At 54.6% G+C, this 24,661-nt stretch carries 24 protein-coding genes and 1 tRNA gene; 2 read left to right on the top strand and 23 right to left on the bottom strand.

Translation table 11 applies throughout. The annotated features are described in order from the left end of the window. Window positions 1-2 precede the first annotated feature (2 nt). The 18 genes from secF to IBX51_RS02975 form a co-directional block, all read right to left on the bottom strand. Window positions 3-956: a protein translocase subunit SecF gene (gene secF, locus IBX51_RS03060; RefSeq protein ID WP_291828593.1), complete on the bottom strand. Its 954-nt coding sequence runs from the start codon at window positions 954-956 to the stop codon at window positions 3-5. Further along, window positions 949-2,823 (bottom strand): protein translocase subunit SecD, encoded by a 1,875-nt coding sequence (gene secD / locus IBX51_RS03055; protein ID WP_291828591.1) that lies wholly within the window; start codon window positions 2,821-2,823, stop codon window positions 949-951. Before secD ends, secF begins: the two co-directional genes overlap by 8 nt. Window positions 2,824-2,917: 94 nt before the next feature. Next, window positions 2,918-3,220 carry a preprotein translocase subunit YajC gene (yajC, locus tag IBX51_RS03050; RefSeq protein ID WP_367166334.1) on the bottom strand — a complete coding sequence of 101 codons (303 nt, stop codon included), beginning with the start codon at window positions 3,218-3,220 and terminating at the stop codon, window positions 2,918-2,920. A gap of 98 nt (window positions 3,221-3,318) precedes the next feature. Next, entirely contained in the window at window positions 3,319-4,440 is a 1,122-nt protein-coding gene (tgt, locus tag IBX51_RS03045; protein ID WP_291828678.1) for a tRNA guanosine(34) transglycosylase Tgt, read from the bottom strand. A gap of 14 nt (window positions 4,441-4,454) precedes the next feature. Beyond that, on the bottom strand, window positions 4,455-5,555 hold the full coding sequence (gene queA / locus IBX51_RS03040) for a tRNA preQ1(34) S-adenosylmethionine ribosyltransferase-isomerase QueA (RefSeq protein ID WP_291828590.1): 1,101 nt from the start codon (window positions 5,553-5,555) through the stop codon (window positions 4,455-4,457). A 40-nt stretch (window positions 5,556-5,595) separates the two neighbouring features. Beyond that, window positions 5,596-5,682, bottom strand: a tRNA-Leu gene (locus IBX51_RS03035). Between the two features lie 83 nt (window positions 5,683-5,765). After that, the gene (flgL, locus tag IBX51_RS03030) at window positions 5,766-7,007 is read right to left on the bottom strand and encodes a flagellar hook-associated protein FlgL (protein WP_291828588.1); all 1,242 of its coding nucleotides are present in this window, start codon (window positions 7,005-7,007) and stop codon (window positions 5,766-5,768) included. Window positions 7,008-7,023: 16 nt separating this feature from the next. Continuing rightward, window positions 7,024-9,054, bottom strand: coding sequence for a flagellar hook-associated protein FlgK (gene flgK, locus IBX51_RS03025; RefSeq protein ID WP_291828587.1), 2,031 nt, complete (start codon window positions 9,052-9,054; stop codon window positions 7,024-7,026). A gap of 6 nt (window positions 9,055-9,060) precedes the next feature. Continuing rightward, window positions 9,061-10,056 carry a flagellar assembly peptidoglycan hydrolase FlgJ gene (flgJ, locus tag IBX51_RS03020; RefSeq protein ID WP_291828585.1) on the bottom strand — a complete coding sequence of 332 codons (996 nt, stop codon included), beginning with the start codon at window positions 10,054-10,056 and terminating at the stop codon, window positions 9,061-9,063. Window positions 10,057-10,064: 8 nt separating this feature from the next. Next, on the bottom strand, window positions 10,065-11,159 hold the full coding sequence (locus IBX51_RS03015) for a flagellar basal body P-ring protein FlgI (RefSeq protein WP_291828583.1): 1,095 nt from the start codon (window positions 11,157-11,159) through the stop codon (window positions 10,065-10,067). Then, window positions 11,156-11,857 carry a flagellar basal body L-ring protein FlgH gene (gene flgH, locus IBX51_RS03010; RefSeq protein ID WP_291828581.1) on the bottom strand — a complete coding sequence of 234 codons (702 nt, stop codon included), beginning with the start codon at window positions 11,855-11,857 and terminating at the stop codon, window positions 11,156-11,158. Before flgH ends, IBX51_RS03015 begins: the two co-directional genes overlap by 4 nt. Before the next feature lie 3 nt (window positions 11,858-11,860). Next, the gene (flgG, locus tag IBX51_RS03005) at window positions 11,861-12,649 is read right to left on the bottom strand and encodes a flagellar basal-body rod protein FlgG (RefSeq protein ID WP_291828579.1); all 789 of its coding nucleotides are present in this window, start codon (window positions 12,647-12,649) and stop codon (window positions 11,861-11,863) included. Between the two features lie 78 nt (window positions 12,650-12,727). Continuing rightward, window positions 12,728-13,480 (bottom strand): flagellar basal body rod protein FlgF, encoded by a 753-nt coding sequence (locus tag IBX51_RS03000; RefSeq protein ID WP_291828577.1) that lies wholly within the window; start codon window positions 13,478-13,480, stop codon window positions 12,728-12,730. A gap of 73 nt (window positions 13,481-13,553) precedes the next feature. Next, on the bottom strand, window positions 13,554-15,455 hold the full coding sequence (locus IBX51_RS02995) for a flagellar hook protein FlgE (protein WP_291828575.1): 1,902 nt from the start codon (window positions 15,453-15,455) through the stop codon (window positions 13,554-13,556). Between the two features lie 28 nt (window positions 15,456-15,483). After that, window positions 15,484-16,161 (bottom strand): flagellar hook assembly protein FlgD, encoded by a 678-nt coding sequence (locus IBX51_RS02990; RefSeq protein WP_291828572.1) that lies wholly within the window; start codon window positions 16,159-16,161, stop codon window positions 15,484-15,486. A 17-nt stretch (window positions 16,162-16,178) separates the two neighbouring features. Then, window positions 16,179-16,628 (bottom strand): flagellar basal body rod protein FlgC, encoded by a 450-nt coding sequence (gene flgC / locus IBX51_RS02985; RefSeq protein ID WP_291828570.1) that lies wholly within the window; start codon window positions 16,626-16,628, stop codon window positions 16,179-16,181. Between the two features lie 32 nt (window positions 16,629-16,660). Continuing rightward, on the bottom strand, window positions 16,661-17,059 hold the full coding sequence (gene flgB, locus IBX51_RS02980; protein ID WP_291828569.1) for a flagellar basal body rod protein FlgB: 399 nt from the start codon (window positions 17,057-17,059) through the stop codon (window positions 16,661-16,663). 239 nt (window positions 17,060-17,298) lie between these two features. Then, on the bottom strand, window positions 17,299-17,874 hold the full coding sequence (locus IBX51_RS02975) for a nitroreductase (RefSeq protein ID WP_291828567.1): 576 nt from the start codon (window positions 17,872-17,874) through the stop codon (window positions 17,299-17,301). 157 nt (window positions 17,875-18,031) lie between these two features. Between IBX51_RS02975 and IBX51_RS02970 the strand changes: the two genes are divergently transcribed. Further along, window positions 18,032-18,343: a DUF962 domain-containing protein gene (locus IBX51_RS02970; protein WP_291828565.1), complete on the top strand. Its 312-nt coding sequence runs from the start codon at window positions 18,032-18,034 to the stop codon at window positions 18,341-18,343. Between the two features lies 1 nt (window position 18,344). Further along, window positions 18,345-19,772 (top strand): adenylate/guanylate cyclase domain-containing protein, encoded by a 1,428-nt coding sequence (locus tag IBX51_RS02965; RefSeq protein WP_291828563.1) that lies wholly within the window; start codon window positions 18,345-18,347, stop codon window positions 19,770-19,772. 30 nt (window positions 19,773-19,802) lie between these two features. Here the strand turns inward: IBX51_RS02965 and queF are convergent, their stop codons facing one another. The 5 genes from queF to IBX51_RS02940 form a co-directional block, all read right to left on the bottom strand. Further along, window positions 19,803-20,621 carry an NADPH-dependent 7-cyano-7-deazaguanine reductase QueF gene (gene queF / locus IBX51_RS02960; RefSeq protein ID WP_291828561.1) on the bottom strand — a complete coding sequence of 273 codons (819 nt, stop codon included), beginning with the start codon at window positions 20,619-20,621 and terminating at the stop codon, window positions 19,803-19,805. An 18-nt stretch (window positions 20,622-20,639) separates the two neighbouring features. Further along, window positions 20,640-21,413 carry an ABC transporter permease gene (locus tag IBX51_RS02955; protein WP_291828559.1) on the bottom strand — a complete coding sequence of 258 codons (774 nt, stop codon included), beginning with the start codon at window positions 21,411-21,413 and terminating at the stop codon, window positions 20,640-20,642. Beyond that, a complete protein-coding gene (locus IBX51_RS02950; protein ID WP_291828558.1) occupies window positions 21,410-22,360 on the bottom strand; it encodes an ABC transporter ATP-binding protein in 951 nt (316 codons plus the stop codon). Before IBX51_RS02950 ends, IBX51_RS02955 begins: the two co-directional genes overlap by 4 nt. 396 nt (window positions 22,361-22,756) lie before the next feature. Next, window positions 22,757-24,064: an HD-GYP domain-containing protein gene (locus tag IBX51_RS02945; RefSeq protein ID WP_291828556.1), complete on the bottom strand. Its 1,308-nt coding sequence runs from the start codon at window positions 24,062-24,064 to the stop codon at window positions 22,757-22,759. Between the two features lie 252 nt (window positions 24,065-24,316). After that, on the bottom strand, window positions 24,317-24,595 hold the full coding sequence (locus tag IBX51_RS02940) for a PilZ domain-containing protein (protein WP_291828554.1): 279 nt from the start codon (window positions 24,593-24,595) through the stop codon (window positions 24,317-24,319). Between the last annotated feature and the right edge of the window lie 66 nt (window positions 24,596-24,661).

Genomic DNA, 24,661 nt, shown 5'->3' with positions numbered 1-24,661 from the left:
GGTCACATCCGATTTAACCACTCGGGAGGCTGCTCTTCGTCGGCCTCCTCAGTCGCGCCTTCTTTTGTCGGAACCATCAGGTCCTCGCGGCTAACACCCATAACCATCAACATGTTCGCAGATACGTAGATGGACGAGTAGGTGCCCACAACGACACCAATGATCAGTGCAATGGCAAAATTATTGATTGCCTCACCGCCAAAGAAATACAACGCCATTAGCACAACGAGTGTTGTACCTGAGGTGTTGATTGTTCGCGTGATGGTCTGATGAATCGATTCGTTGATGATGTCCCAGGGCTCCCCTACCCGTATTTTCCGGAAGTTCTCACGGATACGGTCCGCCACAACAATGGTGTCGTTCAGGGAATAGCCGATAACAGCCAGCAGTGCCGCCAGCACGGTCAGATCAAACGTCCACTGGAACAGCGCAAACACTCCCAGAACAATGGTCACGTCGTGGGCAAGAGGAATCACCGAGGCAATACCGAACTTGAACTGAAAGCGCATGCCTACGTAGATGAGCACCACCGCAAGCGCGATCAACAATCCGATACCGCTGTCTTCTTTCAGCTCATCACCCACCTGAGAACCAACAAACTCAGACCCAACCAGCTCCAGCTCAACACCGGTTGAGGCCAACAAGTCAGCTACTTCTCGAGCCAACTGATCATTTTCAGCTTCCGCCATTCGGATCAGTATGGTCGTATCAGAACCAAAATTCTGAACCACAAACTGCTCGTAGCCTGCCCCGGACATCTCGTTGCGGATATCATCAAGATCCGGAGCCTCTACGTATTCCAGCTCCACCGAGGTGCCCCCGGTGAAATCCATGCCGAAATTCAAACCACGAACTGCCAGCAATGAAATGGAGATCACAACAAGGATTATCGAGAACACGGAAGCTATCTTCCGAAACCCCATAAAATCAAATGGTTGCTTCTGTGTATCAGCCATTGGCCAGCTTCCCCCCGATCGACAATTTCTCGACCCTGCGGCCGCCGTAAACAACATTCACAATGGCGCGACTGACCACAAGCCCACAGAACATGGACGTCAAAATACCGATGCACAGAGTCACCGCAAAGCCTTTGACCGGGCCAGAGCCCATGGCGAACAGGATGACCGCCACCAACAGCGTTGTGATATTGGCATCAAAAATGGAGATAAATGCCCGACCGTAGCCCGAGTTAATGGCATTCTGGGGCGATACGCCGGCCCTGAGTTCCTCTTTTATTCGCTCGAAGATCAGTACGTTTGCATCAACCGCCATACCCACCGTTAGAACGATACCAGCAATACCTGGCAACGTCAGCGTAGCTGAAAGAATCGACATGCAAGCCAACAACAGCATCAGGTTCAGGGTTAGCGAGATATTCGCCACCACACCGAAGCCCCGATAGAACGCCAGCATGTAGAGCAACACCAGACCGAAACCAAAGGCAACAGAGGTGACACCGGCATCAATATTTCGTTGACCAAGACTTGGCCCGATGGTCCGCTCCTGCACAAAGTACATAGGAGCAGCCAGGGCACCGGCTCGTAACAGCAGCGCCAGCTCTGCCGCCTCAGGAATGGAGTCCAGCCCGGTAATCCGGAAACTGCTGCCAAGAGCCGACTGAACCGTGGCCAGACTGATCAAGCCTTTCTCAACAATCCGCTTGTCAACCTGTTCGAGTTCGCCATCGACTTCGCGGGTCTCGGTCTCGGTTCGAAACTCGATGAACAGCACCGCCATTCGACGGCCCACGTTATTACGGGTCGCCCGATTCATGAGGTCGCCACCAACAGAGTCCATGGTGATATTGACCTGAGGCTGGCCATTCTCGTCAAACGCCTGCTGGGCATTGGCAACGTTATTGCCCGTGGCGATCACGTCTCGCTCAAGGCGGGCACTACGCTGTGGATTGTCACGGAAGCTGAACGGCTCGGTCTCCGCTGAAGACGTGTCCTGCCGAGCCTCCATTCGGAATTCCAGATTCGCCGTCGCGCCCAGAACCCGTTTTGCCTGGGCTGTGTCCTGTACGCCCGGCAGCTCGACAATAATACGGTCTGCACCCTGGCGCTGAACCAGCGGCTCAGCCACACCCAATTCATTGACTCGATTCCGGATGGTGGTCAGGTTCTGTTCGAGTGCGTATTCCTGGATAGAACGAACCTCAGCTTCTGACAACGTCAAGGTGATCAGAAACTCGCCGTCGCGAGTGCTCTCGCTCAGCAAAAACTCATTGTACTGCCGGCGAACCAGGTTAAAGGCTTCACTGCGGGTATCGGTATCACGGAAATTCAGAACGATTTCCCGGTCACCCTCAACGTCACCGCCCCGGTAACGAATCCGCTCTGCTCTGAGCTCTCTTTTGATTTGCCCTGACAGCGCCTCAAGACGCTGACCAACAGCGGTCTCCATATCCACTTCCAGCAAGAAGTGAACACCACCACGCAGATCAAGACCCAACTTCATTGGTCCTGCCCCCAGGCTGCGCAGCCAGTCAGGCGTTGACGGCGCCATATTCAGAGCAACCAGGTAGTTATTACCAACGGCAGCCTGAACAGCCGGGCGCGCTCGCAGCTGGGCATCTGAGCTATTCAGGCGGATCAATGCGTTACGATCTTCCAGAACACTGTCTTTGACCTCAATCCCACGAGCCTCAAGGGCACCAAGAGCCTGGTCCAGCACTCGCTGATCGACTTCGGTGCTTCCACGAGCACCCGTCACCTGTATGGCGTAATCATCAGGGAAGAAATTCGGTAAGGCGTAAACGAACCCGATAATCAGTGCGAACACGATAAGCAGGTTCTTCCAGAGCGGATACTTATTTAGCATGAGAATCCTTCGAGCCGGCAAAATCGCCGGCCTTGGTGTTTCAACCAATAAAAATCAGCGGGCGTCGTAGCACGTCCCCCGCTCAGAAATCGGCTCAGATATCTTTCAGTGTGCCCTTCGGAAGAGCCGCACCTACAGCCACTTTCTGGACCTTGATTTCGACATTGTCGGCCACTTCCAACACGATGAAGTCGTCAGTTACCTTGGTGATACGACCAGCAACGCCACCGGAAGTAACCACTTCATCACCCTTGTTCAGGCCAGACATCAGATTTTTGTGCTCCTTGGCGCGCTTGGACTGCGGACGCCAGATCAGGAAGTAAAAAATCAGGATAAAGCCGCCGAAGAAGATGATCTGACCCATCACACTCATGCCTTGGCCACCTTCTTGAGCCATAGCAAGAGTAGGCATCAGAGACAGCAGACCGGCGATAAGCAGTTTGATTGATTTCATTCAGGTTCTCCGTTTAGTAACTAATCTTGATTAATAGTTGATCAGGAATTACCCATGGGCGGCACATTTTCGCCACGTAAGGCATAGAATTCGCTTATAAAGTCGGACAATGTACCTGCTTCAATGGCCTCACGCAATCCACGCATCAGGTTCTGATAAAAACGCAGATTGTGGATGGTATTGAGCTGGGAGCCGAGCATTTCGCCACACTTGTCGAGGTGATGCAGATAGCTTTTCGAGAAGTGCTGACAGGTGTAACAGTCGCAACGCTCATCCAGCGGCCCCGTATCATAACGGTTCTTGGCGTTGCGGATTTTGACAATGCCGGTTGAGGTAAACAGATAGCCGTTGCGAGCGTTACGGGTAGGCATTACGCAGTCAAACATATCCACACCGCGACGCACCGCCTCAACCAGATCTTCTGGCCGGCCCACGCCCATCAGATAACGCGGCTTGTCTTCCGGCATCTTGGGCGGCAAATGGTCCAGAATGCGGATCATGTCTTCTTTCGGCTCACCGACAGACAGACCACCAATGGCATAGCCGTCAAACCCGATGTCCGTCAGCCCCTTCAGAGACTCATCGCGTAGCGATTCATACATGCCGCCCTGAACAATACCGAACAACGCTGCCGGATTACCGCTATGGGCCTGCTTGCTACGATCGGCCCAGCGCAGGGACAACTCCATGGATTCTTTTGCCTGCTTTTCAGTTGCAGGATATGGAGTGCATTCGTCAAAAATCATGACAATGTCAGAGCCCAAATCCCGCTGAACCTGAATAGCAATTTCTGGCGACAGCTCAACCTTGGCACCATCTACCGGCGAGCGGAACGTGACGCCTTGCTCGGTAATCTTGCGCATATCACCCAGACTGAACACCTGAAAGCCGCCGGAATCGGTCAGAATCGGGCCCTGCCATTGAGTAAAATCGTGCAGATCCCCGTGAGCTTTGATCACTTCCGTGCCAGGCCTGAGCATCAGGTGAAACGTATTTCCAAGAATAATCTCTGCGCCGATCGCTTCAATATCCCGAGGCAACATACCCTTGACGGTGCCGTATGTGCCCACCGGCATAAAGGCCGGGGTTTCGACTGTCCCGCGGGGAAAGGTCAGGCGGCCCCGACGGGCTTTGCCATCCTCACCCAACTTTTCAAACGACATATAACAGGGTTGACTCACAGGGATTCTCCACTGAATTCGGTGTGGTTAGCGCCTTTATCTTCCGCGCCCGCCAGCATGCCACGGCTGGGCTCCTGAGCCGTCAGGAACATGGCGTCGCCATAACTAAAAAAGCGATAGCGCTGCTCTACTGCTTCTCGGTAGGCAGACATGATGTTGGTGTACCCGGCAAATGCACTGACCAGCATGATCAAGGTCGATTCGGGCAAATGAAAGTTGGTGACCATGGCGTCAACGGTCTGGAACCGGTAGCCGGGATGGATAAAGATGTCGGTCTCACCCCTGAAGCTTCTCAAATGCCCTGCCCGACTGGCCGATTCCAGCGAACGCACAGAGGTGGTGCCTACGGCAACCACCCGGCCGCCTCTGGCACGAGCCTGATTGACCGCCTCAACGGTTTCCTCCGGCACGTGAGCGACCTCGCTATGCATGACATGGTCTTCAATCCTGTCAACTCTTACCGGCTGAAAAGTGCCAGCCCCGACGTGCAGCGTTACGTAAGCAAATTCAACACCTCTGGCTTTCAATAGGTCCAGCAACGCATCATCAAAATGCAGGCCTGCCGTGGGTGCTGCTACTGCACCGGCCTCCCTGGCGTAAACCGTTTGATAGCGCTCCCGATCTGACGAGTCATCTTCCCGCTCTATATAAGGTGGCAGCGGCATATGGCCGAGCCGCTCAAGCGCCTCCAGAATGGGATCAGCGCCATCATAAGCAAAGCGGAACAGCGCGCCGTCGCGGCCTGTCATGATTAAAGACGTGCCATCGTCGAGGATAACCTTCTGGCCCTCTTTGAGCGCCTTGGACGCACGTGCGTGGGCCAGCATCTCGCGCTCACCCAGCAGGCGTTCAACCAGCACCTCCACATGGCCGCCGGTTTCTTTCTTACCAAACAGACGAGCAGGAATCACGCGGGTATTGTTGAAGACCAGAAGGTCGCCGGGCTGTAGCAGATCCGGAAGATCGATAAATTTAAGGTGTTGGGGCTGGCCAGACAGGCCGTCGAGACTGAGTAGACGAGAAGCACTGCGTTGTTTGAGCGGGTAGCGAGCAATCAACTCGTCCGGCAAGTCAAAATGAAAATCGGAGACGTTCATGGGCCGGCTGTTCACGAGGCCGCAGATTGCGACCAATTAGTGGTAGCGGCGGGCGGACTCGAACCGCCACGGGTTTTACCCCAACGGATTTTGAATCCGTCGTGTCTACCAATTTCACCACGCCGCCATCGAGAAGTGGGAGGATTATACTTAGCCTGAGCCTGAAAGCAACCGGGGTAGCCAGCAAAAATTACCTATCGCCCCAGTTAATTACAGCCGGTCGAATAACGACAACCGGGAAATCTGGGCAAAGGACTGCTGAGCGGCCTGCAATACAAAGCTCTGGAAGCTGAGATTGCTGATAGCCTCAGCGTAATCCAGGTCCTGCAATTGGGAGCGAATTTCTTTGGTGTACAATCCAGAATCCTCAAGGAATGCGGTCGTAGACTCCACCGCGTTCATGCGCCCCCCGAGCTCGGTCTGCTTGAGAATGATCGATTCCTGGCCGTTATCCAGGTTTGCCAAAGACTCGGCAATCAGTGCGTCGTACTCAGCGCTGCTTTTCGGGGTCGCTTTGTCAATACCTTCGAGGCCGGCAATGAGTTTTTCGATGGTACCGAAGATCGATTGCTTGTCGCTGATGCCGAGAGTGAATTCATCACCTAACGCGGCATCATTGACGCTTAACCGAATACCCGCGACAACAAAAGCCTCCCCGGGCACCGCTGGTGAAGGCTGTGTAGTCAACAACACATTCGTGCGCAGGTCTTCCACTTCAATATTCAAATTGCCGGCACCGTCATCTACCACCCGAACCGTCAGGTCATCCGGGACCGCCGGACTGAACGCATCCTTCAGGTCTTGTGGCGCAATCAACTCCAGTCCGGAGATATAGCCTGTCGCCGGGTCTCCGGTGCCGTCGTCTGAACCGGTCACAGAAACCGCCGCTGGCACGTTCACAAAGATGCCCTTGCCATGATCGCTGATGGGCACCGTAACGCCATCATCAATTTCCAGAACCCGCTGCCCTTCATCACCCTGATACGTCCAGGCGCCGAACTCGTCTTTGGCAAAGGCGGGCGTGCTGCCCTGAAAGCCACTGAAGATATATTCACCGGAGGCATCCCGAGTATTGGCCACATTGGCCAATTGGCCAAGGCGCTCTTTTAGCTCGGCCGAAATGGATCGGCGATCATTAGCAGACAATGAGCCGTTACCGGCCTGCACCGTGAGTTCCCGGATTCGCTGAATGATATCCACGGCACTGCCCAGAGTGCTCTCTTGCTGTTTCAACCGGTTGTCGGCCAGGTTGGCGTTACGCTCGTAGGTTTCAATCCGCTTTACTTCCTGATTAAGCTTAAGAATGCGTGCAGCAGCAACCGGATCGTCAGACGGTCTGTTGACCCGTTTGCCGGTAGAAATCTGCTCCTGGGTCTTCACCAGGTTGCTGTTGACGTCTTGCATCCGGTTGATGCCGCCCGAAAAAATCTGTTGAGATGAAATGCGGATCATTATCGTTTACCTCACCTTACCGGAAGCTTTGCAGCAACGTGTTGAACAAGTCCTGCGCCACCGACATCACCCTTGCCGACGCATTATAAGCTGCCTGGTATTGGATCAGCTTGCCTGCTTCTTCATCCAGATTAACCCCGGAGACCGATTCACGCTGGTTAGTAGACTGCTCCAGCAGCGTCTTGCCAGCGCTTTTGTCGAGCTGGCTTTGACGGGTTTTCACACCAATGTCTTCAACCAGCCCGGCATAGCCCTCGGTAAAGTTTTGACGGCCATTGTTGAGTGTGTTTGCAGTCCCCAAACCCGCCAATAATTCTGCATTACGGTTGTCGGAGACTCCGTTACTGTTAAAACCAATGGTAAACACATCGCCGTTTGCCGGCTCCCCGGTCATTTCAAACTGATAACCCTGGTACTCGTCGCCGGCGGTCGGATCATCGCTGAAGATGATATTGATCTGTTGCGGATTGTAAGGCTGGTCAGCCGGGCCCAACTGGTCACCATTACCATCGAAAATAGTGAAAGTAACGCTGTCGCCATCGTTACTGAAACGAATCTCCAGCGGGCCGTTCGCCAGCTCTCCGCGTGTCTCAAAGCCCGGCAACAATGCATTGGTGTTCGGGTTACGAACGTTGAGCATCTTGCCCTGGTTGATCTGAGCCGTGCCTAAATTCGCGTCAGATGAACTTGCCCTTATGGGACTGGCAAACGCCAGATCCTCCTCCCTCAGAACATTCAGAGCAATGTTCTCTGCCGCGTTGCGGCTGGGCTGGACAAGGAAGGTGTCACCGGCATTGAACTGCCCACCCTCAACCCGGATATTGAACCCGGGCATCGATATTTCCGACTGCACCGGATCAGGTAGGCGCCCCTGATTAACGGTTTTACCAGTCGCTGAATCAATCAATTCAAAGTTGCGGCCATCACCACTAAACCTGAGCATCCAGGTGCCGGCGGGCAACTGACTGCTATCTGTAATTTCGACGGCCAACTGGCCGGTCTTGGGCTCTGCGTTGTTGGCGTTGGGCACAACCCGGCTTCGCTGCACAGCAAGGTTGTTAATGTCTGAGAAGAAGTTGCCACCAAGGTCGCCTTCAAGATCCATCCCGATTTCGTGCTGCTGGTTCATCGCTGCCGAGATGGCAATCGCGAGTCTGCCCAGCTCATCGAAGGCCGGTTTAAGTGCTTGCTCATCAAACTTGCGCAGCCCACCGAGTTTACCGCCACTGATTTGTTCATCTACCTGAACGGTTCGGCCACTGTTGGTCAGCGTAAACTCAAGGCGGGTCGGGTCTTCGGCACTGGCTCGGGTGGCAAATTGCGCGGCGTTGGCGCCAGTAACTAACGACAGACCGTTAGCCAGCGAGACATTGACCTGACCGCCTTCGGTCTCACTCACACGAATGCCGACCAGTTCAGAGAGTTGCCTGAGCTTTTCGTCGCGCTGATCCAGCAATTCCAGGGGCATTTTGCCCTGTGCCAGGCCAGGCGACTCCGAAATCGCAAGATTCAGATCGGCGATGCTGTTCAACAATGAGTTGGCGTCTTTTACGCCCTGCTGCATCTGGGTTTTCACCGATTCGCGCTGCTGAATAAACTGCTGATTCAGCGCCTGAAAGCGATTAACCACCTGCTGCGCCTCACTTAGCACCAATTGACGCTGGGGCAATGACGTGGGGTCTTCCGCTGCATTTTGCAGAGCCGCGAAAAAGTTGTTCAGCGCGTTGTTCAGACCGGTGTTTTCACCGCCCAGCAGATTGTCCAGGCGGGTCAGCTCTGCATTCAATGCATTCTGTTCACCAAAAAGCGTGCTGTCCTCACGAACCTGCTGGCTCAGATACTCGTCCGCCAGCCGTCGAATGTTAGAGATTGAAACACCACTGCCAATGGTGCCGGCACCGGTACGACGGCCTTCCTGAGTTTCAAACAATACTTCTTGCCGGCTATACCCCGGAGTATTGGCATTGGTAATGTTATTGCCCGTGGTATTCAGCGCGGTCTGATGACTGAGCACCCCGGTTAAACCGATTCCGATCAACCCTGCCATGATGCGTTACTCCCTCGGCCTGTCGCTGTTTTGTGACAGCGTCATCAGCGAATCTCTGTTCATGATCCGGCGAATCTTGGAGCCATATTCCGGATCGGTTGCATAACCTGCTTCCTGCAGCTTGTCTGCAAACACCTCAGGTTCATCCGCTGAGGCAAGCACGTCTTTATATCGGGGATTGTTGTTCAAAAAATCCACGTAATCCCGGAAGCTGGCTTCGTAGTCCGGGTAAGCCCGGAAATCTGCCCGCTCTCTCATTGGCACTCCACCCCGAAATTCGGTGGTGGTGATCGATACGGCCTCGCCGCCCCAACGGGTGTCGGCCTTGATACCAAACAAATTGAAGCTGGGCTGATCGCCCTCCCCCTTGATCATGTGCCGCCCCCAACCGGTTTCCAGAGCCGCCTGGGCCACCATCAATCGTGGGTCTATGCCGCTTTCCTGGCCGATCCTCTGGGCAAACGGCATGAGCTCGCTGACGAAATGCTCCGGAGACTCAAACACCAACGGCAAGTCGCCTGGGGCACTCACGTTTTCCGGTTTGTCACGGCCGGCCGATTGTGCCACTTGCTCAACGGCTTGAATCCGCTCAGGCAAATCACGTGAAATCGCCGGCATACTGCGGTCGTAATCGGCAAGACTGGCTTTGTGGCCCGCCAGCCTGCCGCCCTGATTATCCATGCCGGGGACGTCCCGGCTCAGCTGTCGTACCAAGGCTTCTGCCAGGCCGGTTCCGCTGCCATTGGCCATACTCAGGCTGACCTGACTATCAAACATATCGCGATAGAACTCTGATTCGTTGCTGTTCAGGTAGTTACCTTCAGCAAACACGTCTCCTGCTTTACGCATGGATTTCAGCATTTCAGCTAAAAACAGACTTTCAAACTGCTTGGCCACCTGCTCCAGCGCGGCTTGCTTATCCGTACGAGCCTGGGTCTTCATGGCATTCAGGCCACTGAAATCGGTGTAAATCTGGGCTTGCTTTACGCGATAGTCCTGCATGGCTACACCTAGATCACGATCAGTTCGGCACGCAGCGCACCGGCCTGTTTGAGAGCTTCAAGCACTGCCATGACATCACCAGGTGCTGCGCCTACCTGGTTCACCGCCTGGACAATTTCGTTCAGGGTGGTCGCAGGCCCAAACTGAAACATGCGCGCCGGATCTTCGGTAATCGCAATCTGGGTATTCTGCTGCAGGGCAGTTTCGCCGGCGGCAAACGGATTTGGCTGCACCACCTCCGGATTCTCTTGAATCGTCACCGTGAGGCTGCCGTGGGTAACCGCAGCCGGGCTGACCTTTACGTTCTGCCCGATCACGATGGTGCCGGTGCGACTGTTGATCACCACCCTGGCGGATTCCTGCGCTGGCTCGACTTCGATGTTTTCAAGAATCGATAAAAAGCTCACCCGCTGAGAAGGATCGCGCGGAGCCCTTACCGAAATGGCTGTCGCATCATGGGCGTAAGCCATGTCTGGGCCCAGCTGGTCGTTGATGGCCTCTACTACACGACGAGCGGTAGTGAAGTCAGGGCGCATCAGGTTGAAGGTGATGGTGTCACCGCGGCTGAAAGGCGATTCCACCTCCCGCTCAATGGTCGCGCCATTGGGAATACGACCTACACTAGGCACATTCACCGTAATTCTGGATCCATCCTGGCCCTGAGCACCGAAGCCACCCACGACCATGCTGCCCTGAGCCATCGCATATACCTGGCCATCGACACCTTTCAACGGAGTCATCAGCAACGTGCCACCGCGCAGGCTATCGGCATTACCAATGGAAGACACGGTGATATCGAGCTCCTGCCCGGCCTTGGCAAACGGGGGTAAGGTTGCGCTGACGGTCACCGCCGCAACGTTCGCAAGGTTCGGGTTAACACCGTCTGGCAAGGTAATACCGAACTGGTTCATCATGTTGCGGAAGGTCTGATTGGTGAAAGGTGCCTTATCGCCGGTTCCGTCCAGACCCACCACAAGGCCGTAACCGAGCAACTGATTGTTACGAACCCCTTTTACCTGAGCCATGTCTTTGAGACGGTCTGCCATAACCGGCGCAGAACAGACCGCCAGCAAAGCAAACACAACCATCAGTTTACGCATCATAGCGGCCACCACTCACTGTTAAAGAAGCGGGCCAGCCAGCCCATTTGATTGGCTTGATCAAAGTCACCAGTGCCACCGTATGCAAAGCGTGCATCTGCAACCCGGTTAGACGTTATGGTGTTGTCTGGTTGAATATCTTGAGGCCGTACCAGGCCCGTCAAACGGATGTATTCATCACCATTGGTCAGGGACAGCCACTTCTCACCACGAATGCGTAGCACCCCATTCGGCAGCACCTCTGTCACCGTTACGGTAATACTACCCGCCAGACTGTTGCTCTGATCAGCCTCGGCTGAGCCATTGAAATCCCGTTCAAAATTAGCCCTCGCATTCAGCCCGATGTTGGCATTGCCAAAGATGCTGGGCTCCGGAATGCTCAACTCCTGATCCTTGGTAATGCTGGTTTCGGCACTCTTGCTGGCGCGCGTGGATTCACGCAGTGTAACGGTCAGTACATCACCGATGTTCAGTGCCTTGGTATCGCCATACAGGTTGTAATTGCGTGCCGGCTGAAAAATGGCGCCAGAATCCAGATCGCGCTGCATCATGGCCTGAGCCCGCACCGGGGCATACGACGGATCATCCGGCATTGCTCTGGGTCGGCTCATGGCGGTACAGCCCTGAAGCACAATCAGCACACCCACCAGTGCCAGGGTGGCCAACCGTTCTGTTTTAAAGGTGTGATGAAGGATGTTCATGACTTACCCAATGTTGTTGGTGATGAACTGGAGCATCTGGTCGGTTGTGGACACCACTTTCGAGTTCATCTCGTAAGCGCGCTGGGTGGTAATCATGTTCACCAGCTCCTCCACCACTTCCACGTTGGATGACTCCACCGTGCCCTGCTCGATATTGCCCAAACCTGCCAGGCCGGGTTCGCCCTCGGCGGGATCACCGCTGGCGTTGGTTTCTTTGAACAGGTTGTTGCCGATGGCTTGCAGGCCTTGCGGATTGATAAAATCCACCAGAGTAATCTGGCCAAGGTTGATCGGAGCGGCCTGATCATCGGTAACCACGGTGACTGTGCCGTCTTTGCCGATGGTGATGTTGGTGGCATCATCAGGCACGTTAATGTTGGGCTCCAGCGGGTAACCATCCGGCGTTACAACATCGCCGTCCGCGTTCAACTGGAACTGGCCGTCCCGGGTGTAGGCAATCTGGCCATCCGGCATTTCAATCTGGAAGAAACCACGGCCGTTAACCGCCAGGTCCAGGGGCTGCTCGGTAATCTGCAAGTTGCCCTGACTGAACTGTTTGGTGGTGCCTACTACTCTCACGCCGGTACCCAGCTGCAGGCCCGACGGCAGCTCTGTGTTTTCTGTGCTCAAACCGCCCGGCTGCCGGTTGATCTGATACAAAAGATCCTGAAACACCGCCCGGTCCCGCTTGAAACCTGTGGTGTTCACGTTGGCCAGGTTGTTGGAGATGGTGGACATATTGGTGTCCTGCGCGCTCAACCCGGTTTTGCTGACCCATAGTGCTGGATGCATTGCTCTACTCCTTACCCGGCTGCCAAAGCGGCGATGGTTTGCCGCTCTTTAGCAGTGGGTGATGCTTGATCGGTGTTATCAGAGGTTCTGCAACAGTCGTGCCGCCGCCTCAGAATTTTCCTTTGCCGTGGACATTACCTTTACCTGCATCTCGTATTGCCGGGAGAGCTGCAAGTTAGCGATCATTTCTTCCACCGCATTGACGTTAGAACTTTCCAGAAATCCGGTGGCCACTCGCATGGCGGCATCCGGTGGTTCGGGACCATCAATGGCCTGGTCAGGCTTCCTGCGAATGAAACCATCAAGGCCTTTTTCCAGCGCCGTCGCTGGCGGGTTAACCATTTTCAGGCGGTCTACTTCAATGAGCTGATCCGGCGGACCGCCCACAGGCACGATAGAAATAGTGCCATCTGAACCGACCTGCAGGTTGTCAAAGGGGGGCAAAGCCACCGGGCCGCCATTACCGAGTACTAGCTCGCCACTGGCCAGCCTGACCAGACCGTTCACATCAATCTGCAAACTGCCACTGCGGGTAAACACTTCCTCGCCCAGATCGTTCTGAACCGCCAGCCAGCCGTCACGCTCTACTGCCACGTCCAGTTTGCGGCCGGTGTCCATCAAGGCACCGGCAGTGAGGTCCGTACCTGGCCGCTCTGTCATGGCGTAAGCACGGGTTGGGTGGTGCTCACCGAACACAGGCATACTGCGGGCCTGGGCAAAATCCTTCTTGAAGCCGGTGGTGTTGACGTTTGCCAGGTTGTTGGCATGGGCACGCTGGGCCAGCATGTTCTGCTTGGCACCAGACATTCCAATATAGAGAGCTTTATCCATGGGCAAACTCCTGCCGGAATTTTGACTGTTTACAGTCTTCCTGCAGGAGTCATGCCATATTTATGGAATCGCGTTAGCGGAGGTTGATAATGGTCTGAGTGACCGCATCGGAGGTTTCAATAGTCTTGGCGTTGGCCTGATAGTTACGCTGGGCAATGATCAGGTTGACCAGCTCGGCCGACAAGTCCACGTTGGACTCTTCTACGGAACTCGCCTTGATCGAACCCAGAGTTCCGGTATCCGGCGCACCAATGATCGGCTGGCCAGACTCAAACGTTTCTACCCAGGTAGTCTCGCCGACCGGCGACAGACCATTGGTATTCTTGAATGACGCCAAGGCAACCTGGCCGAGCGATTTTGACTGGCCGTTGGTGTAGCGGGCGAAGATCACGCCCTGATCAGAAACATCCAGGCCAGACAACCGGCCCGTGCTGAAACCGTTCTGGCGCTGATCGTTCACGCCAAAGGCCGCACCGAACTGGGTGGTGTTACCCAGATCAACAACGAATGCAGACGTGGTGGGCGGTTCCGGAATCGGTGTCACCACTTCCTGACCTGGCAACGGCGGACCATCAGCACCGTTAGGCTCACCATTCGGATCTTTCGGGACCCAATCCGCCACCACTATCTCGCCGTTAGGGTCTCCATTCACCGACTGCAACACACCACTCTCATTGAATCTTGCGGTGAACGGCGACGTGTCTGTGCCTGCGACCAGCTCGCCATCAATCTGCAGGTAGACCGACCATTCACTCACTCCGATACCGTTACCCGGCGACGGGTTTTTTACATAGAACTGGGTAAGCTCATGGGAATTACCCAGGCTGTCAAAAATAGTGGTGGATGTGGCGTGATTGTAGGTACGCTGGTCCAGCGGGTTGAAAGAATTAGTAATACGGAGATCGCCCCCCGCAAACGCGTCAGCGATTTCGCTGTTGGCGCCAACCGGCTGGATGTCCTGAACCGTGCGATCGGATTGAATGTTCACATCGCCCGCAAACGCCTCAAGAGGCTGATCCACGCCTGCAGCCACACTGGCAAAACTGATCCCGACGTTCGACCCGCGGTTATCAATGATGCGGATGTCATTGCCACCATCCACGAGAGAGGCAGACAGACTCGTAGCACTGGAGGCATTAATCGCATCCGCCAGACCTTGAAGCGAACTGACCCCGTTTAGAGAAAGGGGCACGTTCTGGCCGTCAAGTTCAAGCCGGAATTCCGTATCACTTTGTGAAAGTGCGTCATTTAGTGCACCGATATCAAACTCGTCACCAAGGATAACCGCCGTCGTTGCAGAGGCTGACAGGCCGCGCTGCTGGTTGATGATACCCGCCGCGTCTCTTGCCGAAAGGTTCTGATCAAGCGTGATATCCGGCGAACTGGTGCCGTCAGAATACACCACCCTGAACACATCATCCGCAGTAAGGTCGCCCATTGAAACGGTCTGAAAATCCACCACCCGGCTTTCCAGCACCGACTCTCGCGAATCCAGGTTCAGGTCAGACCGAAGGTTGGTGGTGCGGCGTGGCGCCAGGTTGTCCGTCTCGATCTGCAGGTCACCACGAATACCGGACAGATTACCGTCATCGTCGGCGGTGAAGCCTTGTACCCTCATGTTCTGATTGTTGGTGACAAAGCCGTCTTTATCGATGCCGAATTGACCGGCACGGGAGTAACGGATTTCGCCGTTGTTATTGAGAATAAAGAAGCCGTCACCACTGATCGCCATATCCAGGCCATTATCGGTAAAGCTGATATTGCCCTGCCCGAACGACTGCGTAACATCCTGCACCCGAACGCCGTCACCAATCGGGTTGGTACCACCACTGAGAAAGCCACTGGCGTATAAGTCGCCAAACTGTACCTTACTGCCCTTGAAACCCACGGTGCTGGCATTGGCAATATTGTTGCCGGTTACGTCCAGATCTACCGCAGCAGCCCTAAGCCCACTCAAACCTGTATTAAATGCCATGACTTATACCTCCTGGCCAGAAACCGGATCAGTTAATTTGTTGAACATCGGACAGGGCAATCGAGCCCATACCAGCCAGATTAAGAGTAATTGAGCCGCCCTTGCCCAGCGAAACACTGTCAACATTGGCACTAACCATCGTACCCAACTGTTCAGGACCAGAGGGATAAGAACCCTGGGCCACAATTTGATAGGGGCCCGGCGGCAAAGGATTGCCGTTGCCGTCCTGACCGTCCCAGCGGAACGAGGTTACGCCGGCCTGACTGGAGCCCATGTCAATCTGGCGCACCAGTTCTCCGTTCTGATTCATCACCGACAACCTCAGGCCACCGGTCGATGCAGGCACCTCGATGGTGCCGGTGATCTCACCTTTGCCACCCAGAATGCCGATATTGGAGGGCGCCAGAACGGTCTTGCCAACCATAGCGGACGCCTGTAGGGCTTGGCTGGAGCGGAACTGGCCCGCCACATCTTCAACCGTGCCAGACAGGTTTTGCATCTCTTCAAGCGAACTGAACTGGGCCAATTGAGAGATAAAATCGCCGTTATCCTGCGGGTCCAGCGGGTTCTGATTCTTTAACTGGGCAATCATCAGCTGCATAAAGGCGTCTTTACCCAGCTCACTACCACCGTTCGCTTTGTCATCCGGCTTGATCTGATACTGGCTCAGTACGTCTGAGGCCGACGCCGTATTGATTGCACTCATGACTTACTCCTCACGTTTTACTGCTGACCCAGTGTCAGGATGCGCTGCATCATGGACTTGGCGGTGTTCATGACGTCTACATTCATCTGAAAACTGCGCGAAGACGACATCATGTCTGCCATTTCTTCCACCACATTCACATTCGGGTAGAACACGTAGCCATCTTCGTTAGCGGCAGGATGGTTAGGCTCGTAGCGCATTTGCAGCTCGGCATCGCTTTCCAGAATGCCCTCTACTCTCACGCCGGCGCCCGGGCCGTCATCTGAAGCAAAGCCAAAGCCCTGCTGGTCCGGATTCAGCATGGCTTGCTGAATGGCCGCAAACACAGGCTTACGGGCACGGTAAGCATTGTCTGTGCTGGAGCTGGCGGTTTCTGCGTTCGCGATGTTAGACGCCGTTGTATTGAGCCGCAGCGACTGTGCGGTCATGCCGGACCCGGCGATGTCAAAAATGTTGCCCAGTGACATGGCAATCTCCTTAAATCTTGAGTGGCTGCGACTTACTCGCCCGTAATGGCTTTGGTCAGTCCGGCAAATTTGCTGCTCAGAAACTGGAAGCTGGCCTGGTAATCCATCGCGTTACGCATAAAGCGACTTTGCTCTTCCTGGGCATCAACCGTGTTACCGTCCAGCGACGGCTGGTGCGGCGTACGATACAGTAGCTCACCGTCACTGCCCGGGCTTGAAGTGTCCATGTGGCCATGATGAGTTTTGCTCATCGCGATCCCGCTGACGGACGCCTGTGCTTTTTGCATCATCGCCTGAAAATCAATGTCTCGGGCCTTAAAGCCGGGTGTATCAGCATTTGCCAGGTTGTTCGCCAACACTTCAGCGCGCTGAACCCGAGCCTGCAATGCATGCTCGTGGATACCCAATGCCTTATCGAATGAAATTGCCATGACTGCCTCCGGAATTCTGGACCGGCTGCGTTCTATCAAACGAATTGCCGGTTTTGCGCTCTTCCATAGGTAAAGCAAAGGCAATGCCAGCTTTTCAAAGCCCTTGCAGGGCGGGGAGTTCAGGAAAGGTTGTTCAGAATATGAGCGGCAATAAACGGTGTAGGGGGCAAAGAGCGGCAATCAACTTCCTTCAAGGGTTTGAAGGCATTGCCGCTGCCCCGCGCAGACAGACCCGACCGTTACCAGTCCTCGCAACATCCCGGGCCAGACCAGGTCGCAACAAACTGCCGGGTGTCGGGTCGAGGCACCGATGGCTTTTCACTTACCACCGTACCGGTGTACAAAAATCCAACCACCGACTCACCGGATTGCAACCCCAGGCCCTCGTGAACGATCGGGTGGTATGCCACGCCGCCTGTGCGCCACATAGCCCCGTAGCCAGCATCGGTCAGTGCAAGCGAAAGAAAACTCATTCCCGCCGCAGCAGACATCAACTGTTCGACGTCCGGCACTTTTGGGTGCGTGCGAGGCGACGCTATACCCACAATGATCATCGGCGCTCTGAGCGGCGCCTTTTGGGCTTTCTCAACTTCTTTTTCACTGGCCCCATCCGGACACGCCCTGGCAAACAGCTCACCCAATGCGATGCGGGCATCACCCTCAATGACCAGATAGCGCCAGGGCCGAAGCAACGCGTGATCGGGTGCCCGCGCAGCACATTGAAACGCCGTATCCACGATATCCTGGGCCGGGGCTGGCGCTTGTAACCGGGGCTCGGAGGTTTTATCCAGTAAAAAACGGGTAACTGTTGACATACAGGCTCTCCGACAGAATGGCGGACCAGGTTGCGCCGAGGGCAAAGGCACCTTAGTGAATTGTGGGTTGTACGTAATACTGTTAATCTTTGGTCGTATACGCGCCTACTATTAGATAGAGCGCGACCCACAATTATAAAGAATTCGGCTGCCTACAATGAGTGACCAACAAACTTTTCGCAACTTTCAAGAATTCTACCCCTACTACCTCGAAGAGCACAGCGACGTCATGTGTCGGCGCCTTCACTTCATTGGTAGTCTGCTTGTCCTCATCGTCGCGGCTTGGTCCCTGATCAGCGGGGCGCTGATTTGGCTGTTGGCATTACCTTTCATTGGGTATGGTTTTGCCTGGGTCGGCCACTTCAAATTTGAGAAAAATCGTCCGGCCACGTTTAAACATCCCTTTTATAGCCTTTTGGGCGACTGGGTGATGTTCCGCGACATGCTGACCGGAAGGATCCGGTTTTGACATGATGAGCACACCGGCCGACCTGCGCAATGTTGCCAGCAGCACGGGTAAGCTGAACCACGGCGATATCCAAGACTCCACCGTGGCTATTCCTCCGATGCCGGACTACAACGGTCGCATTATTGCCTACACGGCAACGGCAGCGATTATTGTTACGGGCGTTATTCAGGGTATTTTCCAGTCGAGCCTGCTTTGGGTTGTCGCCGGTGCCCTGACCTGGCCTCACCTTGTTCATCTGCTTAGCCGGCGCACGGTTCTGCGCAGATCGCCTCGTATTCGTCAAAAAATATTATTTTTTGACTGCGTTATCGGCGGAGCATTTATTGGTCTGATCGGCCTTGTCGCCATTCCCTCGGTATCGGTGGTCCTGATGCTGATGTTCAGCTGCCTTATTGTCGGCGGAATCCGGCAGTGGCTGCTTGGTACAGCTCTGATGTTTGCCGCACTCACTGCCTCTGCGGCGTTTCTCGGCATTGCGGATAGCCTGCAAACACCGTTGCTGACCAGCATCATGGCAATCGCCTCAACCGGCGCCTACATTTGCGTCACGGCCTATTATTCACATCAGCAGGCTCGCACGCTGCTGCTGGCCAAAACCCAGATTCAAAATCAGCGCGAACAGTCCATTGCCTTATCCCACAAGCTCTCCAAGTACCTTTCTCCTCAGGTCTGGCAATCCATCTTTACCGGCGAACGAGATGTCAGGCTGGAAACCCAGCGCAAAAAGCTCGCGGTATTCTTCTCTGACATTAAAGGCTTTACCGAGCTGTCTGAAGAAATGGAGCCAGAGGCTCTCACAGAACTGCTCAACCACTACTTCAACGAAATGTCAGAAGTGGCCCTTCGATACGGAGGCACCATCGACAAGTTTGTGGGTGACTCCATCATGGTTTTCTTTGGCGACCCCACCAGTCGCGGACAGCGGGAAGATGCCTTCGCCTGCGTGTCTATGGCCATCGACATGCGCAAGCACATGAAAATCATGCGCCAAAAATGGCGCAGCCAAGGCATTAAAACGCCCCTTCAGATCCGCATGGGTATCAGTACCGGCTACACCACGGTGGGTAACTTTGGTGCCGAAAACCGCATGGATTACACCATCATCGGAAAAGAAGTGAACCTGGCCAGCCGACTGGAATCGTTAGCCGAAGCCGGGGAAATTCTGGTGTCCTATGAAACCTTCTCGCTGATCAAAGACCGCATTATGTGCCGGGACAAAGGTGAAATTACGGTGAAAGGTTTCGGCAAACCGGTTGCCATCTACGAAGTTGTCGACTTCCGCCGTGACATGGGACCAAACCGTAGCTTTCTCGAACATGAGCACAGCGGCTTTGCCATGTACCTGGATTCGGACAAGATCACCGAACGGGAGCGCAAAGAGGTTCTCGCCGCCCTGGAAGACGCAGCCGATCGACTGCGCCAGGAATAAAACACCCACCAGGGCTTCCTGCCCCTGTTATTACTGCCTGACCAACCTTGGCCCCGCGTTATCCGTGGGGCTGGTGCTTCGTACCGGGTTGATATCCAGCCCACCGCGTCGGGTGTACCGGGCGCAGACCATCAACTCTTTGGGCTGACACCGCGCCATCAGATCAGTAAACAGTGTTTCCACACAGTGCTCATGAAAGTCCTGCTTCTGTCGAAAGCTGACGATGTAGCGCAGCAATCCTGCACGATCAATCTTCGGCCCGGAATAACGGATCAACACACTGGCCCAATCCGGCTGACCGGTCACCGGACAATTGCTTTTCAAAAGATGTGAACACAGCTGCTCTGACACATTTTCTGTTCCGGCCACCAATGAATCGGCCGAGTAGTCGTAGACCACGCTCTCAAGCAGCTCATCGTCAATCAACTCATAACCCGCTGGCCGTCCTTCGGCCGGAGCAGACTCATCCACACTCAACAGGTGCACGTGCACCGCAGCCCCGCAAGCACTCGACAGGTCGGCTGTAATCGTCTCTGCCACCTGGTCGGCAGACGAAAACACGGCCTGGTTCAGTGAATTCAGGTACAGCTTCAACGACTTGCTTTCAATAATGGAGGGCGACGCCGCCGGAAACCGGATCTCGCCCCAGGCAACGGCAGGCACGCCACCAGGCCGCAGCCAGGAAATCTCCCAAGCTTGCCAGAGGTCCTCGCCAAACCAGGGCCAGCGACCATCCTCAAGACCAATGCGACGCCGATTCTCCTCACGGGCCACAGGGAACAATAACGCGGGATCGTACTGATCCGGGTAGTCGCTGGACTTGCCCAGCGGAGCATTATGCAAAGCCATAGTGATTCCTGAAACCGATCAGTGACGAATACCCTTGCCTCGGGACAGCATACGCAAGGCAATCGCCGCCAAAAGGACAATGAAGAACAGAATCATACCAAGAGAGACAAACGGATTAACGTCTGATACACCCAGTATGCCGTAACGGAACCCGTTCACCATATACAGAATCGGGTTGATCATTGAGACACCCTGCCAGAACGATGGCAGCATATCGATGCTGTAGAAAACGCCGCCCAGATAGGTGAGCGGCGTCAGCACGAAAGTGGGCACAATGGAAATATCATCAAACTTGGTCGCGAGCATGGCATTGATAAAGCCTCCCAAAGAGAACAACGCAGAGGTCAGGAACACCGTAAGCACCACCATCGGCAAGTTATGAATTGCCAACCGGGTAAACGCCAGCGACAACAGCGTGACGATCAGGCCGATGCCTAGCCCCCTCGCCATTCCACCGGCCACATAGCCCGCTAAAATGGTCCAGTTGGGTACCGGTGAAACCAGCAACTCTTCAATACTGCGCTGGAATTTCATTGAGAAAAACGATGACACCACATTCGCGTAGGAGCTGGTAATCACCGCCATCATGATCAGCCCCGGCACGATAAACTGCATATAATCGAACCCGCCCATCTCACCGATGCGAGACCCGATCAGGTTGCCAAAAATGATGAAATACAGCGTCATAGTAACGGCTGGCGGCAACAACGTCTGAGGCCAGATGCGGGTAAAGCGGCGAATCTCACGAAGTACAATGGTGCAGAACGCTGTCCACAGAGCCTGAGCCGTCATGCGGTCACCTTCCCTTGCCCGGCTTCGCCACGGGCATTGTCCTCAACCATACGCACAAACAGCTCTTCGAGACGGTTGGCCTTGGTCCGCATACTCATTACCTTGATCCCTTTATTCTCCAGCTCAACAAACAATGCATTCAAGCCCTGGCCTTTGGCCACATCAGCCTCAAGGGCACCGTCGTCATTGATAGAACAATGAAATCCATCAAGCACGGGGGGTTGGTCGAGTGACTGCTCGGTATCGAGCACAAAGGTCTCAACACTCAGCTGCTGCAGAAGTTCCCGCTTACTGGTGTGCCGGATAATCTCACCGTGATCGATGATGGCAATGTGTTTACAGAGTGCCTCGGCTTCTTCCAGGTAATGCGTGGTCAGTATGATCGTGGTGCCCTGTCGGTTCATCTCTTCAAGAAACTGCCACATTGACCGACGAAGCTCGATATCCACACCCGCCGTCGGCTCGTCGAGTATCAACAACCGGGGCTCATGCACCAATGCCCTGGCGATCATCAACCGACGCTTCATGCCTCCGGACAGCATTCGGGAGGGAGTGTCACGCTTGTCCCACAACCCTAGCTTCTTCAGGTATTTCTCTGCCGAAATTCGGGCTTGCTTGAGCGGAATGCCGTAGTAACCCGCCTGAGTGGTCACAATATCCATGACTTTTTCAAACTGATTGAAATTAAACTCTTGTGGCACCACGCCCAGATTGACCTTGGCGCTGGACAATTCAGTATCGATGTCATGCCCGAACACCCGCACCTGGCCACCGGACTTGTTTACCAGCGACGACACAATACCAAGGGTGGTGGACTTACCTGCACCATTGGGGCCTAACAAGGCAAAAAAGTCGCCCTCACGAACCTGCAGATCAATACCCTTCAAAGCCTGAAAGCCATCAGCGTAGCTTTTGACCAGGCCTTCTATTTCCAATGCGTAGGTCATAACCAAACCGTAAATTGATGAAATCCCCGCCACTGCGGCAGACGTTAGATTGCTATGTGATTGTGGCGGATGTGAAACATTTCAAGGCCCGCATGACCTGCCCCACCAGCCGGGAAATGGGGCGCCGCTATTATCTGGCAGACCACAAGGCCAGTCATTCAGCCGCTGACACCAACATAAAAACCGTCTAAATACGCAAAATCGGCGGCAATCCGCACCTTGGGCAACTGGAGGCAGTCAGCAAACGGCCACAGGACGTGGTCGTGCATTGGTGGAGCTGGCAAGACGCCGATATGGATTATTTTGTAGCGAGGTCAGCAGGGGGAGAATCGGAGTTATTGATCAATTTCCGCCCCGCCAATACGTATGGTTGGGTACGAAAACAGATACCCATCATTATCGAGTGATCAGATTGCTTAACGACCACCTGGCCTCTGCACCGGTAACATCATAGCCAGAAGGGTCCAACCCCTCTGTGCCATGAGGCAGGCAATCGCTTACCGTGAGGGCTTCAGATGCCGGGCAGGATTCGTTATGCTTTGCCAAATCAATAACTTTAGCGGACTTCAAAGGCTGCCGATCACGCCCTTGCAGCACCATCACCTTCGGCCATAGCCGCCGCTCCGGCGAATGCGACACCACAACACCTCTCCGACCATCTGACAATTCAACCAAAGAACCGGTGGGATAGACGCCAATGGCCTGGATAAAGGCTTCAACCAGATCCTCCTGAAATTCGATGTTGCGCATGTCGTAGAGCAACGCCACCGCTTTGGCCGGTGTCATCGGATCTTGTCCATCACGGGGTGCCGTCATGGATTCAAAAAATTCAGCAATCCCCGCCACCTTGGCAAGCAGAGCGATTCGATCACCGCGCAACCCTTGCGGGAAGCCAGAGCCATTGTGCCGCTCGCGATGCCCCTGCACGACGTTCATTACCGCCCGGGACAGCCCGGTATGCTCGAGCATCTCGGTACCCTTCACCACATAGCTGCGATAGACAGCGTATTCTTCCGGATTCAGTTGATGCTCACGTACCAGCAAATCTTTAGGCAGCGCGGTCTTACCTACCTGAGATAAAAGGCAACCGACGCCAAGATGACCCAACAAATCCTCATTTAACCCGAGCTGGCGGCCGCACACCAGGGCCCACACAGCGGTGTTGAGCGCATGCCGGTAAACAAAATCATCGTACTGCCGGGTTCGGCTCAGCCACAGTAATGCGTTCGGCTGCCGAATCACACTCGCCACCATCTTGCGGGCAACGTCCGCCGCAGGCCGCAGATCAGGTAGCTGCCCGGTCTGCAACGAGGCAAACATCTGCTCCAGAGCCACTTCGGCATCATCCAGCAAGCGGCGAGAAGATTTGATTTCTTTTTTGAGCGGAGCGCTCAACGTGTAGGCAACGGGTTCACGGATACTCAGGGCCGGCAATTGCAACTCTTCACGCCCATTGCCCCGGTTTCGCGCCGTGCGACGGAACGCTTGACCGGCCTCTTTATCCTTTGGCGCTGAGGTTCGACGCTCGGCAACATCCACCATCACCCACTTACAGTGAGAGACCAGAGCATGCACATCGCTTTGGGACCGAATATAGAAACCCTGAATCGGGAAAGGGGTCTGGTGCCACGGCCTGTCGAGGTCTGACACAAACATGCCGACTTCCAGATCATGTACCGCAACTTTCTTCTGCTGGACGCCCACCACACACCTCAGTAAACAGAATTTTTGATAACTGACAGTTTGCCACTGTGGCGACAAGACTCCATTACGTTTTGGTAGTCAAACGTCACCAAACCGAAACACAAGGTAACTTATAATTTCAAAGCGCAACGGAATGTAGCAGTGTGATTGCCATCACAGAGCAAATGCCAGACCGGTCAGCCTTCTTTGCACTCACTCCCATTAAACGAGGGCAGGCTTGCACCGAGCGTGCCAAGGGGAACTTTTCACGGATTACTCTTCATTCCGCTCAAACTGCAAACCAAACCCATCCACCGTTTTACGCACAACGATCATATCCAACACCGGTGCCGGCATAGGCAAACCCTGCACCTGAACAGTCACATTATCACCCAGTTCCGGTGTAAAGGCCTCATCATTGATCACGATGAAAACACCTCCATCTGAGATGTCCCGAGTGGAGAATACAAACTCCCCAATTCGTTCGTGGACCACTTTTACTTTCGCAGTTAAGGCCGTGCGCATGTGCTCTCTGCGATCGTCGTCTGCCATATCCCAACGATCCTGTTTTTATAGTGTTATGAAGCATAACACCATTTTTACATAAATATCCCAACA

Origin of the sequence: Marinobacter sp. (assembly GCF_014859525.1) — a bacterium.
GTDB lineage: Bacteria > Pseudomonadota > Gammaproteobacteria > Pseudomonadales > Oleiphilaceae > Marinobacter.
Note: the sequence above shows the minus strand (reverse complement) of the source record. Positions and strands in the feature narration are given on the sequence as shown.